The following is a 20,431-nucleotide window of genomic DNA, read 5'->3' as shown; positions in this document are numbered from 1 at the left end:
GATTGTAAACGCTCCGGGCCTGCTCTGCCGGGCGGCCTCCGGGTCATTTCCCTGTTAGGCCGGCCGCGCGACCTGCAGCGGCGCAATCAGCGCATCCAGTTCCGCCTGGCCGAACTTGGGCGTCACCGCGCCGTCGCTGCCGAGCACGCCTTCGGCCAGCACCGACTTGCGCTCCTGCAGTTCGAGGATGCGTTCTTCGATGCTGCCTTCGATGATGAGCTTGTAGACCAGCACCGCCTGGTCCTGGCCGATGCGATGGGCGCGGGCGATGGCCTGCTCCTCCACCGCCGGGTTCCACCATGGATCGACCAGGATGACGGTGTCGGCGGCGGTCAGGTTGAGGCCGATGCCGCCGGCCTTGAGGCTGACCAGCATGATGGGCACATCCTTGCGCTGGAATTGCGCCACCACCTCGCCGCGCGCCGCCGACGGCGTCTTGCCGGTCAGCGACAGCCACGGCAGTTCCAGCGCATCGAGTTCGGTCTCGATCAGTTCCAGCATTTCGGTGAACTGCGAAAACACCAGTACGCGCCGGCCTTCCGCCGCCAGCGACGGCAACATGTCGCGCAGCATCTCGATCTTGGCGCGCTCGATGGTTTTGGGCGCGCTTTTATACCCTTTGCCACCCTTGAGCAGGAATGGATCGCAGCACACCTGGCGCAGCTTGAGCAGCGCATCCATGATGGTCACATGCGAACCGGTGAAGCCGCGCCGCTCCAGCGCGCGCCGCACCTGCTTGTCGGCGGCCGCGCGCACGCTTTCATAAAGGTCGCGCTGGCGGCCCTGCAATTGCAGCAGCTTGATCGCCACGGTCTTGGGCGGCAACTCGGCGGCGACGTTTTCCTTGCGGCGGCGCAGGATGAACGGCCGCACCCGCTGCGCCAGCAATTGCGCGCGCAGGGTTTCGCCGTTTTCTTCGATCGGCTTGCGCCACAGCCGCGCGAAGGTGGATGCCTCGCCGAGGAAGCCCGGCATCAGGAAATTGAATTGCGCCCACAGCTCGCCGAGATGGTTTTCCAGCGGCGTGCCGGTCATGCAGACGCGATGGCGCGCGCGCAGGCGGCGCACGGCACTGGCGCTGCGGGCGGCGGCGTTCTTGACGGTCTGCGCCTCGTCGAGGATCAGCAGGTGGAACTGCTGGCGCGCCAGCGCGTCGAGGTCGCGCCACACCAGCGGATAGGTGGTCAGCACGATGTCGAATCCGGCCATGCGCGCAAAGTCGTCCTCGCGCTGCGGCCCTTGCAAGGCCAGCACGCGCAGGTCCGGCGTCATGCGCCTGGCTTCGGCCTGCCAGTTGAACACCAGCGAAGTCGGCAACACCACCAGCGCCGGGCAATCGAGCCGGCCGGACTGTTTTTCGATCAGGATGTGCGCCAGCATCTGCGCGGTCTTGCCCAGGCCCATGTCGTCGGCGAGGATGCCGGCCAGATGATGCGCGCGCAAATATTGCAGCCAGGCGACGCCATGCAACTGATACGACCGCAAGGTCACGCCGAGGCCGGCGGGCGCGGCCACCGGCGGCGGCTCGCCGGCAGCGCGCAGGCGCAGCGCCAGTTCGCGCAGGCCGGCGTCGCTTTGCAAGTGGAAGCCGTTTCCATATGTAGCGCCGTCTTCGCCGAGGCGGCGACACATGTCGTCGAGGCGGCCGGCGTCCCACGCTGAAATGCGCAGCGCGCCATCCTTGCGGCGCACGTCGGTCAGCAGGTCGAGCATCGCCGACACGATCACCTTGAGCGGCGCGGCCAGGGCATCGACGCGCTTGCCGCCCGGCGCGCGCAGCGAGATCAGGGAGATGTCGTCGATGGCGGCGATCGTCTTGACGTCGGTCCAGCGCGCGTCGCGTCGCAACAGGTCGGCCAGCATCGGCGTGAGATCGAAGAACTGGCCTTCGATTTCCACGCCCATGGTCAGCAGCCACCATGCCGCGCGACCAGGTTCGCTGAAGTCGCCGATGATCTTGGTGCGCCCCTGCTGCAGCGCGCTCGCGACTTCCTTGCCGAGCACCGCGCCGGATTCGGGACTGACGATGACGCGCCAGGACTCGACCGGCACGCTTTCGTGCGCGAAGCCGGGACGCACCACGATGCTCCAGCCTTGCTGCTGCAACTCCGGCACGCGGTCGGCCCAGAAATCGCCGAAATTGTTTTCCAGCAGCAGCGACCACAGTTGCCCATCAATGGTCGCCATGTCGTCCGCGCGCCATTGCAAGGCGTCCGCCGGCAGCGGCAACAAACCCGCGGCCTGGATCGCTTCGAGCGCATCGGCTTCGGCGTGCAGGTTGCGCCGCATGACGACTTGCCGGCCTTGCGGCGTGAAGAGGATTTGGGTGGCGGCGGCGCTCTGGTCCATCAGGCTGGCCGGCGCCGCGGTTTCCCACTGCAGGCCGGCGCCGGCCTGGTAGGTCCAGTCGACCTGCGCCACCGTGACGTTGCCGCCGCGCGGACCGAACAGGCCGCCCGGACGCAAGCCGAGCACGCCGTCGCCGCGTGTGAAGGTCTGCAGCGTCAGGCGCGGACGAAAACGTCCGAGCACTTCGCTCTCGTCGGGCATGCCGACGGAGAACTGCGCCTGCGGAACCGCCATCGGTCAGCGCTTCTTGAGTAGCGACCCGAGCACGCCGCGAATGATTTCGCGACCGACTTGCGAGCCGATGCTGCGCGCCGCGGATTTGACCATCGCTTCGACGGGCGACTCGCGCCGGCTACTGCCCTTGCTGCCGGCGCTGTTGCCGAAGAAGCCGCCGGCGGCGTCCTTGAGCAGATCGCCCAAGCCGCCTCCGCCACCGGATGATTCCGATTCGGCCGGGACCGTGGAAGGCGCGCCGGCGGCCGGCGCATTGCCTGCCTGCGGGGCGGCGCGTCCCTTGATTTTTTCGTAAGCCGATTCGCGGTCGACGGCTTTTTCGTAGACGCCGGCCACCACGGACGAGGCGATGAAGGCCTTGCGCTCGTCATCAGTGATGGGACCGATCTGCGAACCCGGCATCAGGATGTAGGCGCGCTCGACGATGTTGGGACGGCCCTTTTCATCGAGGAAGGACACCAGCGCTTCGCCGACGCCCAGTTCGGTGATGGCGGTCGCGGTATTCAATTGCGGATTGGCGCGGAAGGTCTCGGCGGCGGCCTGCACCGCCTTCTGGTCGCGCGGGGTGTACGCCCGCAAGGCGTGCTGCACGCGGTTACCGAGCTGACCCAGCACGGTATCGGGAATATCCAGCGGATTTTGCGTGACGAAGAATACGCCGACGCCCTTGGAACGGATCAGGCGCACCACCTGCTCGATCTTTTGCAGCAGCGGCTTGGGCGCTTCGTCGAACAGCAGGTGCGCCTCGTCGAAGAAGAACACCAGCTTGGGCTTGTCGAGGTCGCCGACTTCCGGCAGGTGCTCGAACAGCTCGGACAGCATCCACAGCAGGAAGGTCGAATACAGCCGCGGCGCGTTGAGCAGCTTGTCGGCCGCGAGAATGTTGATCACGCCACGGCCCTTGGCGTCGGTCTGCATCCAGTCTTCGATGTTGAGCATGGGCTCGCCGAAGAACTTGTCGCCGCCCTGCTCCTCGATGCCGATCAGGCCGCGCTGGATGGCGCCGATGCTGGCGGCGGAGATGTTGCCGTATTCAGTCTTGAAGGTGGCGGCGTTGTCGCCGACGTGCTGCAGCATGGCGCGCAGGTCCTTGGTGTCGAGCAGCAACAGGCCGCTATCGTCGGCGATCTTGAAGACCAGTTGCAGCACGCCTTCCTGGGTGTCGTTCAGGTTGAGCATGCGCGCGATCATCAGCGGCCCCATGTCGGAAATCGTCGCCCGCACCGGATGGCCTTTTTCGCCGAAGACGTCCCAGAAGGTCACCGGCAAGGCTTCCCAGGCCGGTTCGTCCATGCCGAGCGAGCTCAGGCGCTCCTTGCCCTTGGCCGACAGCACCCCGGCCTTGGACAGGCCGGACAAGTCGCCCTTTACGTCGGCCATGAACACCGGCACGCCGATGTCCGAAAGCGCCTGCGCCACCACTTGCAGGGTCACGGTCTTGCCGGTGCCGGTGGCGCCGGTGATGCAGCCGTGGCGATTGACCAGGCTGGGCAGCAGGGCCAGTTGCTGAACCTGGCCTTGGATCTGATTTTGGGCGATGGAAAGGGGCTTGATCATGATAGAAAATCAATAAAAGGGAGGGCCGGTGATGGGCTTGGAGGTCGGGCGATATGGTAAAATCCTCGGTCGATTATAACTAGAACCCACTTCGTCAATTCGCGATATTCGCGCAAAGTTCAGGCAAAGTCTGCCGGATCTGGCGCTCATCCGGACGGAGCGCGTTCCATCAAGGCAGGAAAGATTCATCATGGCTGGACACAGCAAATGGGCCAATATTCAGCATCGTAAAGGCCGTCAGGACGAAAAGCGCGGCAAGATCTGGACCCGCCTCATCAAGGAAATCACCGTGGCGGCCCGCATGGGCGGCGGCGACGTTGACGCCAACCCGCGCCTGCGCCTGGCCGTCGACAAAGCCGCCGACGCCAACATGCCCAAGGACAACGTCACCCGCGCGATCCAGCGCGGCACCGGCACCCTGGACGGCGTCAACTACGAAGAAGTCCGCTACGAAGGCTACGGCATCAACGGCGCAGCGATCATCGTCGACTGCATGACCGACAACCGCATCCGCACCGTGGCCGACGTGCGCCACGCATTTTCCAAGTACGGCGGCAACATGGGCACCGAGGGCTCGGTGTCGTTCATGTTCAAGCACTGCGGCCAGTTGCTGTACGCTCCGGGCGTGAGCGAAGACGCCATCATGGAAGCCGCGCTCGAAGCCGGCGCCGATGACGTCCTCACCGACGACGAAGGCGGCATCGAAGTGCTGACGCCGCCGCACGACTTCAGCGCCGTCAAGACCGCGATGGAAAAGGCCGGCTTCAAGGCCGAGATGGCCGAGATCATCATGAAGCCCGCGACCGAAACCGTCTTCACCGGCGACGATGCCGTCAAGATGCAAAAACTGCTGGATGCTCTGGAAAACCTCGACGACGTGCAAGAGATTTACAGCAACGCCGTTATTGAAAATTAAAGCCGCCGGCCAACCATTCTTACCTTGTCCCTATCATGAAAATTCTCGTTGTTGGCTCCGGTGGTCGTGAACACGCACTGGCCTGGAAAATCGCCCAATCGCCGCGCATCCAAACCGTCTATGTTGCCCCGGGCAACGGCGGCACCGCGCTCGATGAACGCCTGCAAAACGTGGCGATTACCGACCTGAACGAACTCGCCGACTTCGTCGAAAAAGAACACGTCGCGCTGACCGTGGTCGGCCCGGAAGTACCGCTGGCCGCCGGCATCGTCAACCTGTTCCGCGCCCGCGGCCTGAAGATTTTCGGCCCCACCAGGGAAGCGGCGCAACTGGAAAGCTCGAAGGATTTCTCCAAGTCCTTCATGAAGCGCCACGCCATCCCGACCGCTGAATACCAGACCTTCTCCGACGTCAAGGCGGCCCACGACTACGTCGCTCAAAAAGGCGCGCCGATCGTCATCAAGGCCGACGGCCTGGCTGCCGGCAAGGGCGTGGTCGTCGCATTGACGCTGGAAGAAGCGCACGGCGCGGTCGACATGATGCTGTCCGACAACAAGCTCGGCGACGCCGGCGCCCGCGTCGTGATCGAAGAATTCCTGGCCGGCGAGGAAGCCAGCTTCATCGTCATGGTGGACGGCAAGAACATCCTGCCGCTGGCCACTAGCCAGGATCACAAACGCCTGCAAGACAATGACCAGGGTCCCAACACCGGCGGCATGGGCGCATACTCCCCGGCCCCGATCGTGACGCCGGCGCTGCACGCCCGCGTGATGCGCGAAATCATCGTGCCGACCGTGCAAGGCATGGCCAAGGACGGCATCCCGTTCTCCGGCTTCCTGTACGCCGGCCTGATGATCGACGACAAGGGCAATCCGAAGACATTGGAATTCAACTGCCGCATGGGCGATCCCGAGACGCAGCCGATCATGGCGCGCCTCAAGACCGACCTGCTCGCCGTGATGGAACATGCCGTCAACGGCACGCTCGACACCATCGAACTGGAATGGGATCGTCGCACCGCGCTGGGCGTGGTGATGGCCGCCGCCGGTTATCCGGACGCGCCGCGCAAGGGCGACCTGATCACCGACATCCCGGCTGAAACCGATGACTGCGTCACCTTCCATGCGGGCACCATCCTCAACGACAACAAACTGACCACGGCCGGCGGTCGCGTGCTGTGCGTGGTCGGTCTGGGAGACAGCGTCAAGGTTGCTCAGAAACAGGCCTACGCCGCTGCCGACCTGATCCATTTCGAAGGCGCGCAACTGCGCCGCGACATCGGCTGGCGCGCCATCAAGCGCTGATCACGGCATCCGGAATCGTGGAAAACCTCGCAAACCTCGGGTTTTGCGAGGTTTTTTCTTTAAAACTGCTGGTTTTTCATAAAATGACTGAAAACCTGCAACAAAAATAGCCTGTAACCGCCTAATACCGGTCAACAACGCATTCAATATAGGAAAACCGCATGCAACAACACCTGCTCAACCTCGATACGCTGATCAATCTCTACCTGGTGCCGTTCGGCCTCAAGGTCCTGGCGGCGCTGGTCATCTGGTTCGTCGGCGGCATGCTGATCGGTACCTTCGCAAAAGTGGTGCGGCGCGTGCTGGCCGCGCGCCAGCTCGAACCGACGCTGGTGAATTACGCCATTTCGGCGATCCACGTGGTCTTGCGCGTGTTGCTGGTGATGGGCATCCTGGAAGTCTGCGGCGTGCCGACCACCTCGTTCGCGGCCATGATCGGCGCGGTCGGCGTGGCGCTGGGCGTGGCCTGGTCAGGCCTGCTGTCGAATTTCGCGGCCGGCATCTTCCTGGTGGTGCTGCGTCCGTTCAAGGTCGGCGACTACATCACGGCCGCAGGCCAGACCGGCACCGTCACCGACATCGGCCTGGTCACCACGACCATGCTCACCGACAACAATCTGCGCGTGATCATCGGCAACAACAAATTGTTTTCCGACATCATCACCAATTACAACGTCCAGCCGACCCGCCGTGTCGACCTGCGCTGCCAGATCGCCTACGGCGTCGATCCGGCCGACGCCATTGCGCGGCTCAGTGCAACAGTGGCGCAGATTCCCAATGTGCTGGTCGATCCGGCTCCGGCCGTGGTGATTCAGGAGTTCAACGCCACCGGCACGCTGCTGGCGGTGCGCCTGTTCGCGCCGACGCCGAACTTCGGCCAGGTCTACAACGACACCAACCGCGCCATCGCACAAACCTGCGCCGAAGCGGGCTGGCCTGCGCCCGCCACGTATCAGGTCAGTGTCGCCAATCCGAATCAGCCTGCACCAGCTGCGTCAGTCCCGCCAAGCGCTGCATAAACCACCCCAAGCCTGCTCCGAAGCCGCTCAAAACGGCTTCGGGCTACCCGCTGGCGGCTCCGTCAGGGTACAATCGCGGGGGTAATTTTTCTTGCGTGCACCAAGAGCGCCTTTGCGGCTGCCACCACGCCTCCCTAGCGACGACACTCCGTGACAGCAACCGCCACCGCATCAACCATTAAAGCCTATCTGCAAGACCTCCAGCATCGCATCGTCGCGGCGCTGGAAGGAGTTGACGGCAAATCCTTCCTGACCGATTCCTGGGAACGCCCTGAAGGCGGCGGCGGGACTTCGCGCATCATCGAGGAAGGCAATGTATTCGAACGCGGCGGCGTCGGTTTCTCGCACGTGATGGGCAAGAACCTGCCGCCCTCGGCTGCCGCCAACCGTCCGGAAATCGCCGGCCGCGAATGGGAAGCCATGGGCGTGTCGCTGGTGTTGCATCCGCGCAATCCTTACGCGCCGACGGTGCACATGAATGTGCGCTTCTTCGTCGCCAAGGCGGACGGCCAGAACCAGGAACCGGTCTGGTGGTTCGGCGGCGGCATGGACCTGACGCCGTATTACGGCTTCGCGGAAGACGCGACGCATTTCCACCGCAGCTGCCGCGACGCGCTGGTGCCGTTCGGCGACGAGCTGCATCCGCGCTTCAAGAAGTGGTGCGACGAGTATTTCTACCTGAAGCATCGCAAGGAAGCGCGCGGCGTGGGCGGGATTTTCTTCGACGATTTCAACGCGCTGCCGCTGGACGAGAGCTTCGCGCTGATGCGCAGCGTCGGCGACGGCTTTATCGGCGCTTACCTGCCGATCCTGGAGCTGCGCAAGGACACGCCTTACGGCGAACGTGAACGCGATTTCCAGGCGTATCGGCGCGGACGTTATGTCGAGTTCAACCTGGTGTTCGATCGCGGCACGCTGTTCGGCCTGCAATCGGGCGGACGCACCGAATCGATCCTGATGTCGATGCCGCCGGTGGTGAAGTGGCGCTATGACTGGCAGCCGCAAGACGGCAGCCCGGAAGCGCGCCTGTACAGCGACTTCCTGCCGCACAAGGAATGGATTTGATGGCGGCCGCGGTTTTGTCCTCCTTGCCCCCTTTGCCCGTGCACGCCACGCGCTGCATCGCGATCCTGGGCGGCAGCTTCGATCCCGTGCATAACGGCCACGTCGCGCTGGGCGATCATTTCGTCGAGTTGCTGCAACCGGATGAGTTGCGCGTGATCCCGGCCGGCAACCCGTGGCAAAAGCACGGCTTGCAAGCCACGGCGGCGCAACGCGTGGAAATGGTCGAACTGGCATTCAGCCACGAACACGTGCCTGTGGTGATTGACCAACAGGAAATTCGCCGCACGACGGCAACTTACACCATCGATACCTTGCAGGCCTTGCGGGCCGAGCTCGGTCCCGAGGTCTCCATCGTTTTCCTGATGGGCGCAGACCAATTGCAGCATCTGGATACCTGGCAAGGCTGGCAACAGCTGTTCGACCATGCCCACCTGTGCGCCGCTGCGCGCCCGGGCTTCGGCATCGACGCGGCGCAGGTGCCCGATGTTGTCATGCAGGAATTCACACGCCGTGCCGGCACTGAAAAGGAAATACGCACCACCTCGCACGGCAAAGCCTATCTGGCATCCAGTCTCGACGTCGACATTTCATCGACCGAGATCCGTTCCTTGCTGCAACGCGGCGAAAGACCGGAGTCGCTGATCCCGGCGAGGGTGCTAGACTATATCGAACAACATCATCTCTATCAAAACTAATGGATATCAAAAAACTGCAAACCGCCGTCGTCGACGCGCTGGAAGACGTCAAAGCTCAGGACATCAAGATCTATGACACCACTCACCTGACCAGCCTGTTCGACCGCGTGGCGATCGCCTCCGGCACCTCGAACCGCCAGACCAAGGCGCTGGCCGCTTCGGTGCGCGACAAGGTCAAGGCCAAGGGCGGCCATGTCGTCAGCGTCGAAGGCGAAGACACCGGCGAATGGGTGCTGGTCGATCTGGGCGACATGATCGTCCACATCATGCAACCGGCCATCCGCGCCTACTACCGCCTGGAAGAAATCTGGGGCGACAAGGAAGTGAAGATGGGCGCGGCCAAGCGTGTCGCCTCCAGCGCCGCCGCCAAGAAAGCGTCCGAAGACGAGAAGCCGGCCAAGATCCGCCGCACCCGCGAGCAAGCCGAAGCGGTTGAAGCCAGCCAGGCGATCGACGACGACGAAGCACCGAAGAAGCCGGCACGCAAGCCGCGCACCACTTCGGTCTCCTCCGACGCCAAGCCGGCGCCGAAGACCGCGCCCACTCGTGCACCACGCGCATCGACCACGCTCAGCGCCGCCAAGAACAAGGCTGCTGCTGGGACTGGTACAGCCGTCAAGCGCAAGGCGCCGGCCAAAAAAGCAGTCGGCACCACCGTCAAGGTCGCCATGCCGAAAAGTGCCGTGGCGTCGAAGAAAGCGGCCGCAGCCAAGCGTCCGGCACGTCCAAAAGCCAAGGCCTGACCCCGGTAGTGTGAGCCATGCAGCTCATCATTACCGCCGTCGGCCACAAAATGCCGGGCTGGATCGAATCGGGATTTAACGAATACGCCAAGAGGATGCCGGCCGAGTGCCGCGTCCTGTTGAAAGAAATCAAACCGATCGAACGCTCCGGCAGCAGGACCGCAGAAACCGTCATGTCGCAGGAACGCAGCAAGATCGAAGCGGCGCTGCCGAAAGGCGCGCGCATCGTGGCGCTGGACGAGCACGGCAAAGACATTACTTCGATGCAGTTGTCGCAGTTGCTGACGCAGTGGCAGCAGGACGGCCGCGACGTCGCCTTCGTGATCGGCGGCGCCGATGGACTTGATCCCGGCCTCAAGGCCAATGCCGACATGCTGGTGCGCATCTCCAGCCTGACGCTGCCGCACGGCATGGTGCGCGTGCTGCTGGCGGAACAGCTGTACCGCGCCTGGTCGATTACGCAGAATCATCCGTATCACCGCGTATAGGAAACCGATCAGGTACCGAGTGAAAACGAAAGACAAGCAAGCACAACACCTTCGACCATCGAAGACGTTGTACGGATAAATACTGAGAAGTGTTGCTTCATGAAACTTGCTGACAAAAAAATCTACCTCGCCTCCAAGAGTCCCCGCCGGCGCGAACTGCTGCGCCAGATCGGCATCGACTTCGAATTGCTGCTCAACGACAAGGAAGTCGATGAGCAAGTCCTGCCGAACGAGAAGCCGGCCGACTACGTCGCCCGCGTCACCCGCGACAAATTGCTCAGCGCACGCCAGACCATGCTGTACCGGCAATTGCCGATGCGTCCCATCCTCTCGGCCGACACCACCGTGGTGGTGGACGACCTGATCCTCGGCAAACCCGCCGACGTCAGGGAAGCCGTCGAGATGATCACGCGCCTGTCCGGCCGCACGCATCAGGTGCTGACCAGCGTCGCAGTGGCCTTCCAGGAACAGATGTGGCAGATCACGCAATATTCGGACGTCGCCTTCGAGGCCCTGAGCGACGACATGATCCGCGCCTACTGCTCGACCCAGGAGCCGTTCGACAAGGCCGGCGGTTACGGCATCCAGGGCCTGGCATCGATTTTCATCAAGGACATCGCCGGCAGCCATTCCGGCATCATGGGCCTGCCGCTGTTCGAGACGGCGCAACTGCTGCAGAAGACCGGCATGCGCATCTTGCCGCAAGCCACATTGTGAGCTGCACCGGATGGCTTCCATGCCGGTCCGTTCCAGCCCCTTTCCAGCATTCATCATTTTAGGGTCTCCAGACCATGAACGAAGACATCCTGATCAACATCACGCCGCAGGAGACGCGCGTGGCGCTCATCCTGCAGGGCGCGGTGCAAGAGCTGCACATCGAGCGCACGCTGTCGCGCGGCCTGGCCGGCAACGTCTATCTCGGCAAAGTCGTGCGCGTGCTGCCCGGCATGCAGTCGGCCTTCATCGACATCGGCCTTGAACGCGCCGCCTTCCTGCATGTCGCGGACATCTGGGAAGCCAAGCCGCATGATGGGCAACACGGCCAGCACGGTCAGAATGTGCCGCAAATCCCGATCGAAAAACTGCTGTTCGACGGCCAGACCATCACCGTGCAAGTGATCAAGGATCCGATCGGCACCAAGGGCGCGCGCCTGTCGACGCAGATTTCGATCGCCGGCCGCATGCTGGTGTATCTGCCGCAGGACAAGCACATCGGCATTTCGCAGCGCATCGAGAACGAGGCCGAACGCGAACAGCTGCGCAGCAAGGTCCAGGGCCTGCTGCCGCCGGAAGAAAAAGGCGGCTTCATCATCCGCACCATGGCCGAAGACGCCTCCGACGCCGACCTGCAGATGGACGTCGAATACCTCCGCAAGACCTGGGCCAGCATCATCGCCCAGACCAAGACCAAACCTGCGCCGACGCTGATGTACCAGGACCTGAGCCTGGCCCAGCGCGTGCTGCGCGACTTCGTCAGCGACGACACCTCGAACATCCAGGTCGACTCGCGCGAGAACTTCCAGATGCTGCAGGAGTTCGGCACGCTCTATACGCCGTCGGTGCTGCCCAAGCTGATGCACTACCGCGGCGAGCGTCCGCTGTTCGACCTGTACGGCGTGGAAGAAGAAATCGAACGGGCGCTGGGACGCCGCGTCGACCTCAAGTCGGGCGGCTACCTGATCGTCGACCAGACGGAAGCGATGACCACCATCGACGTCAATACCGGCAGCTTCGTCAACGGCCGCAATTTCGACGACACCATCTTCAAGACGAATCTCGAGGCTGCGCACGCCATCGCGCGCCAGCTGCGGCTGCGCAATCTGGGCGGCATCATCATCCTCGACTTCATCGACATGGAAAACCTCGAGCACCGCACCGCCGTGCTCTCGGAGCTGAACAAGGCCTTGCACCGCGACCGCACCAAGATTTCGGTGTCCGGTTTCTCGGCGCTGGGCCTGGTGGAAATGACGCGCAAGCGCACCCGCGAATCACTTGCACACATCCTGTGCGAGACCTGCCCGGCCTGCAAGGGCAAGGGCCAGGTCAAGACCTCGCGTACGGTCTGCTACGAAATCCTGCGCGAGGTGCTGCGCGAAGCCAAGCAATTCAACCCGCGCGAATTCCGCATCCTGGCGGCGCAGGTGGTGGTCGACATGTTCCTCGAAGAGGAATCGCAACACCTGGCCATGCTCGGCGACTTCATCAAGAAGCCGATTTCATTGCAGGTGCAAACCGATTACCAGCAGGAGCAGTACGACATTATTTTGATGTGACAATAAATTTGTTTAGATCAAAATACCGGTAGTCGAAGCCTGCTTCTTGCCGTTTGCAGACATAAAGACAATGAAAAAGCCACGTTCTTGCGAACGTGGCTTTTTTTGTTGCGGATAAGGCTACTGTATCAACGTTTCAAAGCCGGCGCTTTGGCGCCGCCCTTGCCGAACACCAGTTGCACCACGACTGCCACCACGATGTTGAGCGCGAGCGCGATCAGACCGGTGTAGAGCGTGTAGGAGTCGGCACCGATGTGGAAGGTATGCACCGGCTTGATGCCGTCCGCATACGCCAGCCAGCTGCCGCCGACGATGCCGACGGCCCAGCCGGTCAGCAGCGCGTTGGCGCCGAACCAGCCGATGAACAGGCCGAACACCAGCGCCGGGAAGGTCTGCAGAATCCACACGCCGCCCAGCAACTGCAGATCAAGCGCGAACTTGGTCGGCAGGAACAGGATGAACACCAGCGCGCCGAACTTGACCACCAGCGAGACGATCTTGGCGACCTTGGCTTCGCCTTGCGGCGACACGTTCGGGTTCACGTACGGCTTCCAGAAGTTGCGCGTGAACAGGTTGGCGGCGCCGATCGACATCACCGCCGCCGGCACCAGCGCACCGATGGCGATCGCCGCAAACGCGAAGCCGCTGAACCAGCTCGGGAACATGGCATTGAACAGCGCAGGCACGACGTCGTTGTTGGCTTCGACCTTGACGCCCGCAGCGTAGGCCATGTAGCCCAGCAGCGCAATCAGGCCCAGCAGCACGGTGTACGCAGGCAGAAACACGGCATTCTTGCGGATCGTGTCGGCGCTCTTGGCTGCGAAAATGCCGGTCAGGGTATGCGGATACATGAAGGCCGCCATCGCCGAACCCAGCGCCAGCGAAGCAAACGGCAGGAATTGCGCCGGCTTCAACGTCAGGCCGGTCGCGCCGCCCTTGGCTGCAAACGCATCGCGCGCCGAAGCGAACACCACGCCGTAGCCGCCCAGTTTCATCGGCACCAGCACTACCGCCACCAGCACCACGATGTAGATCATCAGGTCCTTGACGAAGGCGATCAGCGCCGGTGCGCGCAGGCCGGCCGAATAGGTGTACAGCGCCAGGATCACGAAGGCCGCCAGCAGGGGAAGTTCACCGGTGACGCCGAGCGCCTTGATGACGACTTCCATGCCGATCAGTTGCAGCGCGATGTAGGGCATGGTCGCGACGACGCCGGTCAGGGCGATGGCGAGCTCCAGCTTGCGCGACTTGTAGCGGCCGAAGACGACATCGGCAGCGGTGACGTGACCGGCCTTGTGCGCGGCGTGCCACAGCTTGGGCATGATCAGGAACACGATAGGGTAGACCAGGATGGTGTACGGCAGCGCGAAGAAGCCGTAGGCGCCGACCGCATACACCAGCGCCGGCACCGCGATCACGGTATAGGCGGTGTAGAAGTCGCCGCCGACCAGGAACCAGGTGATCCAGGTGCCGAAGTTGCGGCCGCCCAGGCCCCATTCATCGAGGTGGGCGCCCTTGTTGGCCTTGCCGCCGCTTTGCCAGCGCGAGGCCCAGAAGCCCATCACGGTGACCAGTGCGAAGAAGAAGATGAAGACGCCGAGTGCCGTCCAGTTGATGGAAGAGGAATTCATCATTCGACTCCCTTTTTAAGGCCGTCTTTGTAGACGATCCAGATGATCAGCGCAGTGAGCGGAACCCACGCAAACTGATACCAGTAGAAAAACGGGAAGCCGAGCAGCATGGGCAATTCGTCGTTGTAAAACGGAACCCACAGCAGTGCAATGAAAGGCAGTAACAGCAACGCGCGCAGATAGCCTCGCTCCACTGTTCTTGAGGACGTGTCGGTGGACATCAGATCTCCTGTGTTGTTATGAAAAATGGCCGCTTTGGATGCATCCGCAAAAAAGAAGGACGACTGTCGGCGCGCATACACATGGCGTCCGGAGTTGTCGTGATGAGGATGTCTCCGATACAAAAGAAATTTTTATATCAATTTTTATTATTTTTATGTGCCGTAGTATTCGCATATACGCGGCTTGGAACAAGCGGGAGAATACTTAGTAAAGCTACGTAGGAACACGTAGATGGCGGCGTCTGATCCGGCATAGAATTGCGGCAGAATTCATAGCAGAAGAGTGCGCGAGGCTTTTCAAGCCCGAGGAGACGTTGCCAGAATGAAACTAAGACACAAGATTATTTTCTTTGCCGTCACACCATTACTGATCTCTTTCGGGGTCATTGCGGTTGTCGTTTGGCACCAGACCATCAGGCTCGGCGAACAGCAGCGCCAGTCAATACAGGAAGCCTATCGGAGCAGCAAAGATGCGGAGCTCCGCCATTACGTCGATCTCGCTGAGCATTCGATCGCGCATCTCTATGAACGTGGCGATGTGGAAAACGCCAAACGGGAAGCACTCGATATCCTGGCCAGGCTCGACTACGGCGATGACGGCTATTTCTTTGCGTATGACTTTTCCGGTAATACGCTGGTTCATCCACGCCAGCCTGAGCTGCTTGGAAAAAACTTGTGGGACTGGGAAAACGTGGATGGCACCAAAACCATCCAGCGCCTCATTGTTCGCGCTCAAGAGGGCGGCGGCTATGAACGCTATCTGTGGCGTAAGCCATCCAGCAGTACGGTCGCGCCGAAACTTGCCTATGTGATTGCCCTGCCGAAGTGGGGGTGGATTATCGGCACTGGAATGTATCTCGACGATGTGGATGCGGCGCTTGCCAACGTCGACCGACAGATATCCGGACACAATCTCGACACCATGCGACTGATCGCAATCATCGCCCTGCTCAGCGTTGCGGCGGTAGCCGGCTTCGGCCTGATGTTCAACCTCAGTGAACAGCGTGTTGCCGACGCCAAACTCCGGGAGCTGGCCCAGCGAGTCGTTTTGTCGCAAGAGGAAGAACGGGCGCGTGTCGCACGCGATCTGCACGACGGGATTAGCCAACATTTGGTCTCCATCAAGCTGCAGACTGAAGCTGCGATCATCAAGCTCGAGGCCACCCGGGAAATCGCACCGGCCTGTGATGCCTTTGAACACACCGTGGAGCAAATGAATCGCCTGCTCGGCGAAATCAGGCATATTTCTCACGGCCTGAGGCCTGCTCTCTTGGATGATCTGGGCTTGATCAGTGCGCTGCAGTTTTTGTGCGACGAATGGAACGCGAATGGAGAACTTCAAATCGACTTCTCCTTCAGCGAGACAAGCAACGTATCGCCGGATGTCGTCAATACCGTGATGTTCAGGGTTGCACAGGAAGCCTTGAACAATATTTGGCGCCATGCGAAGGCCAGCTCCGTTTCGCTGGAACTGACCGAGGACCCGGGCTTGTTTCTCCTGACCATTCGCGACAACGGCATCGGCTTCGACACAGGCCAGATCGCCAAGCACCCCAAACGCGGCATAGGCTTGCGGAACATGGCCGAACGCCTGCAAGCGGTTGGCGGCAGCTTCTCCGTATCCTCAAGTTCTGAAGGAACGGTGGTGTCGGCGCAAGTTCCTCTACAGACAAAGGAAGAATTTCATGCCTGAAGAAACGCCAATAACAAATGTCATGATCGTGGACGATCATCCGATGATCAGGGATGGCCTGCGCGCCCGGCTGGAAAGTATGCCCGGGGTACGGGTGGTTGCTGAAACCGGTACTGCGGACGAAGCCCTGAGACATGCAGCGCACCAGTCGATCAACCTGGTGTTGATGGACATCAATCTTCAAGGCAGCAGCGGGATCGAGCTTACGGCGAAATTTCAGCTGAACTTCCCCGATATCGCTGTACTGATCCTCAGCATGCACAACAAAGCCGAGTATGTCTTGCAGTCGATTCGTGCAGGCGCGCGAGGCTATGTGCTGAAAGACGCACCGGGAAGCGACATCGTGCGCGCCATCGGAGCGGTTCTGAACGGAGGCGTTTATTACAGCGCTGCGCTGATGCCCATCATCGCCCAGCCGCGCCTGAAAGAAGAAACGCTGACGGTGCGCGAGCGCCAGGTTCTTGAGCAGATAGCGAGGGGGGCGTCAAACAAAAGCATCGCGGAGACGCTGGATCTGAGCGTGCGTACTGTTGAAACTCATTGCCTGAATATCAAACGCAAGTTGGACATCGAAGGACGCAGCGAACTGATCAAGTTCGCCTTGGAAAATCTGAGGACAGAAAGAGGATAGAAAGAGGATAGAAAAAGCATGCGCCCGGCGGGTGGCCCGAATCAGGCGTGGAATGGCCGATAACCGCGCATGACGGCGGTTGTCCCTGACCATATCCTTGCCCATAATCAGCGTCGCTGCGCAGATCGCCGATCTGCCCGCACTCACCCTGACCATGTCTGAACAGCACCGCACATGATGCCATCCGTTACCGTTACATCCCCTCTTCCTGATCTACTTGCTCCCGGACTCGATGTCGTCTTCTGCGGCATCAATCCGGGCATGCGCGCGGCAGCGAGCGGTCACCATTTCATGGGCAGGAGCAATCGTTTCTGGAAGACCGTGCATCTGTCGGGCTTCACGCCGGATCTCATCGATCCGCTCGACGACTGCCGCATTCTTGACCATCGCTGCGGCCTGACGACCGTGGTCGAACGGCCGACGGCGCGCGCTGATGAATTGCTGCGGGACGAGTTCATTCGCTCCGCCGAAACACTGCGCAAGAAAATGGAGAAGCTCAAGCCAAAGTGCCTGGCGTTCCTGGGCAAGCCGGCCTATCAGGCCATCGCGGGACAACCCAAAGTCGATTGGGGAAAGCAGCCGGAAAAGTTCGGCGGTGCGATGGTATGGCTCCTGCCGAACCCCAGCGGACTGAATCGTGGATTCAGCCAGGATATGCTGGTGCAGGCTTACCGGGAGTTGCGCGAGGAACTTGCGAAGACCGGGCCGCAAGTATCCTGCGTGATTGCCTAGCCCTTGCCGAAGCGCCGCTTGATCGGCGAGGCGCTCGACACCACCATCATCAGGCGCGCGGTCTTGGCGCCGATGTTGCGGCCCATGTGCGGCTTTTCGCAATTGAAGTGCAGGCAATCGCCGCGCTCGAGAATCAGCACGTCGTCGCCGATATGGAATTCCAGCTTGCCGTCGAGCATGTACAGCACTTCTTCGCCTTCATGCGACACCAGCACCGGCTGGTTTTCCTGGTTGGCGGGAAACTCCAGTTCGAACGCCGCCAGTTGCTGCCCAGGCAAATCGCCGCAGGAGCGATGGAAGGTGTACCCGGCCGCCGACAGCGGCGCTTCGTCGTTGCGCGCCTTGGCTTTGGACAGGACGTAATCGGGCGGTGGCGGCGCTGCTTCGGTGGACGTCTGGAACAGGTCCTGCAGCGACAAGCCGAGGTACTTCGATATCGAGATCAGATTGGCGATCGAGGCGCTGGCTTCACCGCGCTCCAGCTTCGACAGGAAGCCGGTGGACAAGGCGGTCTCGTCGCTCAGGACTTGCAAGGTGATGTTCTTCGCGCGCCGGCATTCGCGGATGCGGCTGCCGATCTGTATCGCCACTAATTCTGGATTATCCATGCGTTATTTTTGGTGAGGGACGAAGGCCTGCGCCTGTTTCCGGCATTGTACCCGTCCTCCGCCGCAGGAAAGACAAACGGCCGCATGCGTCCATGCGACCGTTTGTACAGCGGGTGAGTGCGTGAACTTCTCGACGCTTAGACGTCGGTCCGCTCCAAGGCCATTTCAATGCGCTTGTCCATGTTGAAGCGCTTGTCGTAGATCGGCCGCCCGCCCGTGGTTGGTCCCGGATACTGCACGATGAGGATCATGCCGCCGTGTTCCGTATGCAGCTCTTCTTCGCAATGCGGGTCGCCGTGGCACAGCATGGTGCCGGGCGTGCACACCCTGCCGCCGATGGTGAACTCGCCCTCGAGGATGTACCAGACCTGGGCGAAATCATGGCGGTGCCACGGATGATGCGCACCCGGCGCGAGTCGCAGCAGGCCGGCGTTCGGCGCGGTCGGGTTTTCTTCGCTCGGGTGGAACAGCATCTTGCCGGTTTCGCCGGGCCAGCGGATAGTTTCCCATTCCATCTCGTCGACGTGCCGCACCTGCGGCGGCGGGTCTTTCCGATCGGATTTCCTTGCAGCTTCAGACATCGTCATCTCCTTTGTGAACGTTGATTATTTCTTGACCAGCGGGCAATCGCTCTGTGCCAGCGGCTTGAAGATCTTGTCGCCCGGGATGGTGGAAAGCACCTTGTAGTAATCCCACGGCGCCTTCGACTCCGACGGTTTCTTGACCTCGACCAGGAACATGTCGTGCACCATCTGGCCGTCTTCACGCAAGTGGCCGTTCTGCGCGAACATGTCGTCGACCGGCAACTCGCGCATCTTCTTCATGACCTCGGCGGCGTTGTCGGTGTTGGCCGCCTTGACCGCCTTGAGGTAATGCAGCACGGAGGAATACACGCCGGCCTGGGTCATGGTCGGCATGGCCTTGCGGCGCTGGTGGAATCGCTTGGCCCACTCGCGCGTGCGCTCGTTGCGATCCCAGTAGAACGCCGTGATGAAACGCAAACCTTGTGCCGCCTTGAGTCCCATGCCGTGGATATCGGTCAGGAACACCGCCGGCGCCGCCAGCGCCTGGTTGGCCGTCACGCCAAATTCGCCGGCCTGCTTGATTGCCGTCGTCATGTCGGCGCCGGCGCTGGCCAGGCCGATGATCTTGGCCTTCGAGGCCTGCGCCTGCAGCAGGAAGGAACTCATGTCTGAGGCATTGAGCGGGTGGCGCGCCTCGCCGACCACGGTGCCGCCGGCGGCCTTGATCGCCGCCTTCATGTCGCTCGCGAAGGCGTGGCCGAACGCGTAGTCGACCGTCAGCAGGAACCAGCTGTTATAGCCTTGCTCGGTCAGCACCTTGGCCAGGCCGTAGCCGTTGGTGTAACTGTTGTAGACCCATTGCGCCGAGGTCGCGGTGCACGACTTGCCGGTGAAGTCCGACGACGCCGCCGCGATCATGGCGATCTTGCCGCGCTCGGCGGCCAGCCCCTGGACCGCGAACGCCACCGACGAATTCGAGAAATCGGCAATCATGTCGACGCCATCCTTGTCGAACCAGCCGCGCGCGATCACCGCGCCGACGTCGGCCTTGTTCTGGTGGTTGCCCGACACCAGCTCGATCTTCTTGCCGGCGACCGTGCCGCCCATCTCCTCGATGGCCATCTTGGCGGCCTCGACCGAACCCAGTCCGGCCAGGTCGGCGTACAAACCCGACTGGTCGTTGAGAATGCCGATCTTCACCACATCGCCGGAAAAAACACCGGGCGCCGCCTGTGCGCCGGCGAAGGCGCACGCCAGCAGCGCTGCCAGTCCGGTACGCTTCAATCCTGCCGTCCAGCCTGGGCTGGCCGCCGTTTGCATCTGCATCTCCATGTCTCTCGTCTCCTGTTTTATTTGTCTTGCCCGGGTTGTTTCGTGTTTACTATAGTGCAAATATTTTATTCATACAATGCACAATTTGATTTTTCTTTTGCGTTCAACCATCCCTGGAACGTCTTGGGCGCACCTTGCCTGAACCTTCCTTGCAGCGTTTCCGCCGGTTTGCCGCTGGGCGTGCAACTGGTGGCGCGCCGCGGCGCCGACCTGGCGCTACTGGAACGGGGCGGCGAAGCCGAACGCCTGCTGCAGCAAGATCGGCACATCCCCGTCTGAAACGTCATCCAGAGGCAAATACTTGCCTTGGAAGCAACGCTTCCCTTCCCCCGTTTTACATGCCCGCGCCGGTCAATTCGGCCTGCCGTTGCATTACAATGTGCGGTTTCCCCGATTTACGGTCTGAACGGGCCCAT

Annotated in this window: 20 protein-coding genes; 13 read left to right on the top strand and 7 right to left on the bottom strand. The window is 61.7% G+C overall.

The annotated features are described in order from the left end of the window. Window positions 1-54: 54 nt before the first annotated feature. Window positions 55-2,583 carry a DEAD/DEAH box helicase gene (locus DXT88_RS06825; RefSeq protein WP_407649271.1) on the bottom strand — a complete coding sequence of 843 codons (2,529 nt, stop codon included), beginning with the start codon at window positions 2,581-2,583 and terminating at the stop codon, window positions 55-57. A 3-nt stretch (window positions 2,584-2,586) separates the two neighbouring features. Further along, window positions 2,587-4,140 (bottom strand): helicase HerA-like C-terminal domain-containing protein, encoded by a 1,554-nt coding sequence (locus tag DXT88_RS06820; RefSeq protein ID WP_265212119.1) that lies wholly within the window; start codon window positions 4,138-4,140, stop codon window positions 2,587-2,589. Between the two features lie 190 nt (window positions 4,141-4,330). Here DXT88_RS06820 and DXT88_RS06815 point away from each other — a divergent pair, with 190 nt between their 5' ends. From DXT88_RS06815 to rng, 9 genes are all read left to right on the top strand, one after another. Further along, complete coding sequence (locus DXT88_RS06815) at window positions 4,331-5,056, top strand: YebC/PmpR family DNA-binding transcriptional regulator (RefSeq protein ID WP_016834517.1); 726 nt, start codon at window positions 4,331-4,333, stop codon at window positions 5,054-5,056. A gap of 35 nt (window positions 5,057-5,091) precedes the next feature. Beyond that, window positions 5,092-6,360, top strand: coding sequence for a phosphoribosylamine--glycine ligase (gene purD / locus DXT88_RS06810; RefSeq protein WP_016834518.1), 1,269 nt, complete (start codon window positions 5,092-5,094; stop codon window positions 6,358-6,360). Between the two features lie 161 nt (window positions 6,361-6,521). Next, the gene (locus DXT88_RS06805) at window positions 6,522-7,379 is read left to right on the top strand and encodes a mechanosensitive ion channel family protein (RefSeq protein WP_016834519.1); all 858 of its coding nucleotides are present in this window, start codon (window positions 6,522-6,524) and stop codon (window positions 7,377-7,379) included. A 150-nt stretch (window positions 7,380-7,529) separates the two neighbouring features. After that, a complete protein-coding gene (gene hemF, locus DXT88_RS06800; protein ID WP_265212115.1) occupies window positions 7,530-8,444 on the top strand; it encodes an oxygen-dependent coproporphyrinogen oxidase in 915 nt (304 codons plus the stop codon). After that, window positions 8,444-9,139 carry a nicotinate-nucleotide adenylyltransferase gene (locus tag DXT88_RS06795; RefSeq protein WP_265212113.1) on the top strand — a complete coding sequence of 232 codons (696 nt, stop codon included), beginning with the start codon at window positions 8,444-8,446 and terminating at the stop codon, window positions 9,137-9,139. The genes hemF and DXT88_RS06795 overlap by 1 nt, the downstream gene beginning before the upstream one ends. Continuing rightward, complete coding sequence (gene rsfS / locus DXT88_RS06790) at window positions 9,139-9,882, top strand: ribosome silencing factor (RefSeq protein ID WP_265212111.1); 744 nt, start codon at window positions 9,139-9,141, stop codon at window positions 9,880-9,882. The genes DXT88_RS06795 and rsfS overlap by 1 nt, the downstream gene beginning before the upstream one ends. A gap of 17 nt (window positions 9,883-9,899) precedes the next feature. Continuing rightward, window positions 9,900-10,370, top strand: coding sequence for a 23S rRNA (pseudouridine(1915)-N(3))-methyltransferase RlmH (gene rlmH, locus DXT88_RS06785; protein ID WP_016834523.1), 471 nt, complete (start codon window positions 9,900-9,902; stop codon window positions 10,368-10,370). A gap of 99 nt (window positions 10,371-10,469) precedes the next feature. Further along, complete coding sequence (locus tag DXT88_RS06780) at window positions 10,470-11,087, top strand: Maf family protein (protein ID WP_016834524.1); 618 nt, start codon at window positions 10,470-10,472, stop codon at window positions 11,085-11,087. A gap of 74 nt (window positions 11,088-11,161) precedes the next feature. Then, window positions 11,162-12,643, top strand: coding sequence for a ribonuclease G (gene rng, locus DXT88_RS06775; protein WP_016834525.1), 1,482 nt, complete (start codon window positions 11,162-11,164; stop codon window positions 12,641-12,643). Between the two features lie 128 nt (window positions 12,644-12,771). Here the strand turns inward: rng and mctP are convergent, their stop codons facing one another. Together mctP and DXT88_RS06765 are read right to left on the bottom strand one after the other, a co-directional pair. Beyond that, on the bottom strand, window positions 12,772-14,274 hold the full coding sequence (gene mctP / locus DXT88_RS06770) for a monocarboxylate uptake permease MctP (RefSeq protein ID WP_265211728.1): 1,503 nt from the start codon (window positions 14,272-14,274) through the stop codon (window positions 12,772-12,774). After that, entirely contained in the window at window positions 14,274-14,453 is a 180-nt protein-coding gene (locus tag DXT88_RS06765; protein WP_029364043.1) for a DUF3311 domain-containing protein, read from the bottom strand. Before DXT88_RS06765 ends, mctP begins: the two co-directional genes overlap by 1 nt. 364 nt (window positions 14,454-14,817) lie before the next feature. On the opposite strand from DXT88_RS06765, the gene DXT88_RS06760 reads away from it, so the two are divergent. The 3 genes from DXT88_RS06760 to mug all read left to right on the top strand — a co-directional run bounded on the left by DXT88_RS06760 (window position 14,818) and on the right by mug (window position 17,551). Further along, the gene (locus DXT88_RS06760) at window positions 14,818-16,188 is read left to right on the top strand and encodes a cache domain-containing protein (RefSeq protein ID WP_265212106.1); all 1,371 of its coding nucleotides are present in this window, start codon (window positions 14,818-14,820) and stop codon (window positions 16,186-16,188) included. Then, window positions 16,181-16,819, top strand: coding sequence for a response regulator transcription factor (locus DXT88_RS06755; protein ID WP_016836696.1), 639 nt, complete (start codon window positions 16,181-16,183; stop codon window positions 16,817-16,819). Before DXT88_RS06760 ends, DXT88_RS06755 begins: the two co-directional genes overlap by 8 nt. Before the next feature lie 177 nt (window positions 16,820-16,996). Next, the gene (gene mug / locus DXT88_RS06750; RefSeq protein ID WP_265212104.1) at window positions 16,997-17,551 is read left to right on the top strand and encodes a G/U mismatch-specific DNA glycosylase; all 555 of its coding nucleotides are present in this window, start codon (window positions 16,997-16,999) and stop codon (window positions 17,549-17,551) included. Here the strand turns inward: mug and DXT88_RS06745 are convergent. From DXT88_RS06745 to DXT88_RS06735, 3 genes are all read right to left on the bottom strand, one after another. Then, on the bottom strand, window positions 17,548-18,159 hold the full coding sequence (locus tag DXT88_RS06745; RefSeq protein ID WP_083831055.1) for a helix-turn-helix domain-containing protein: 612 nt from the start codon (window positions 18,157-18,159) through the stop codon (window positions 17,548-17,550). The two genes, mug and DXT88_RS06745, sit on opposite strands and share 4 nt — an antisense overlap. A gap of 137 nt (window positions 18,160-18,296) precedes the next feature. Then, window positions 18,297-18,740, bottom strand: a complete 444-nt coding sequence (locus DXT88_RS06740; protein ID WP_016836699.1) for a cupin domain-containing protein — start codon at window positions 18,738-18,740, stop codon at window positions 18,297-18,299. Between the two features lie 24 nt (window positions 18,741-18,764). Next, window positions 18,765-20,009, bottom strand: a complete 1,245-nt coding sequence (locus DXT88_RS06735; protein ID WP_265212193.1) for an ABC transporter substrate-binding protein — start codon at window positions 20,007-20,009, stop codon at window positions 18,765-18,767. Window positions 20,010-20,138: 129 nt separating this feature from the next. On the opposite strand from DXT88_RS06735, the gene DXT88_RS06730 reads away from it, so the two are divergent. Further along, window positions 20,139-20,294, top strand: a complete 156-nt coding sequence (locus DXT88_RS06730) for an amidase (RefSeq protein ID WP_265212103.1) — start codon at window positions 20,139-20,141, stop codon at window positions 20,292-20,294. Window positions 20,295-20,431 lie beyond the last annotated feature (137 nt).

The sequence above is a fragment of the Herbaspirillum lusitanum genome, assembly GCF_026127345.1.
In the GTDB taxonomy this organism is placed as follows: domain Bacteria; phylum Pseudomonadota; class Gammaproteobacteria; order Burkholderiales; family Burkholderiaceae_D; genus Herbaspirillum; species Herbaspirillum lusitanum.
The sequence above is the reverse complement of the archived record's forward strand: the minus strand, read 5'-3'. Positions and strand labels throughout refer to the sequence as shown.

Excerpts from the sequence above, each read along its gene's own strand:
- DXT88_RS06760 (WP_265212106.1), top strand. The coding sequence starts at position 14,818 with ATGAAACTAAGACACAAGATTATTTTCTTTGCCGTCACACCATTACTG.
- DXT88_RS06795 (WP_265212113.1), top strand. The coding sequence starts at position 8,444 with ATGGCGGCCGCGGTTTTGTCCTCCTTGCCCCCTTTGCCCGTGCACGCC.
- DXT88_RS06735 (WP_265212193.1), bottom strand. The coding sequence starts at position 20,009 with ATGCAGATGCAAACGGCGGCCAGCCCAGGCTGGACGGCAGGATTGAAG.
- purD (WP_016834518.1), top strand. The coding sequence starts at position 5,092 with ATGAAAATTCTCGTTGTTGGCTCCGGTGGTCGTGAACACGCACTGGCC.
- DXT88_RS06825 (WP_407649271.1), bottom strand. The coding sequence starts at position 2,583 with ATGGCGGTTCCGCAGGCGCAGTTCTCCGTCGGCATGCCCGACGAGAGC.
- mug (WP_265212104.1), top strand. The coding sequence starts at position 16,997 with ATGCCATCCGTTACCGTTACATCCCCTCTTCCTGATCTACTTGCTCCC.
- DXT88_RS06745 (WP_083831055.1), bottom strand. The coding sequence starts at position 18,159 with ATGGATAATCCAGAATTAGTGGCGATACAGATCGGCAGCCGCATCCGC.
- DXT88_RS06805 (WP_016834519.1), top strand. The coding sequence starts at position 6,522 with ATGCAACAACACCTGCTCAACCTCGATACGCTGATCAATCTCTACCTG.
- rlmH (WP_016834523.1), top strand. The coding sequence starts at position 9,900 with ATGCAGCTCATCATTACCGCCGTCGGCCACAAAATGCCGGGCTGGATC.
- mctP (WP_265211728.1), bottom strand. The coding sequence starts at position 14,274 with ATGAATTCCTCTTCCATCAACTGGACGGCACTCGGCGTCTTCATCTTC.
- DXT88_RS06740 (WP_016836699.1), bottom strand. The coding sequence starts at position 18,740 with ATGTCTGAAGCTGCAAGGAAATCCGATCGGAAAGACCCGCCGCCGCAG.
- rsfS (WP_265212111.1), top strand. The coding sequence starts at position 9,139 with ATGGATATCAAAAAACTGCAAACCGCCGTCGTCGACGCGCTGGAAGAC.
- DXT88_RS06780 (WP_016834524.1), top strand. The coding sequence starts at position 10,470 with ATGAAACTTGCTGACAAAAAAATCTACCTCGCCTCCAAGAGTCCCCGC.
- rng (WP_016834525.1), top strand. The coding sequence starts at position 11,162 with ATGAACGAAGACATCCTGATCAACATCACGCCGCAGGAGACGCGCGTG.
- DXT88_RS06815 (WP_016834517.1), top strand. The coding sequence starts at position 4,331 with ATGGCTGGACACAGCAAATGGGCCAATATTCAGCATCGTAAAGGCCGT.
- DXT88_RS06755 (WP_016836696.1), top strand. The coding sequence starts at position 16,181 with ATGCCTGAAGAAACGCCAATAACAAATGTCATGATCGTGGACGATCAT.
- DXT88_RS06820 (WP_265212119.1), bottom strand. The coding sequence starts at position 4,140 with ATGATCAAGCCCCTTTCCATCGCCCAAAATCAGATCCAAGGCCAGGTT.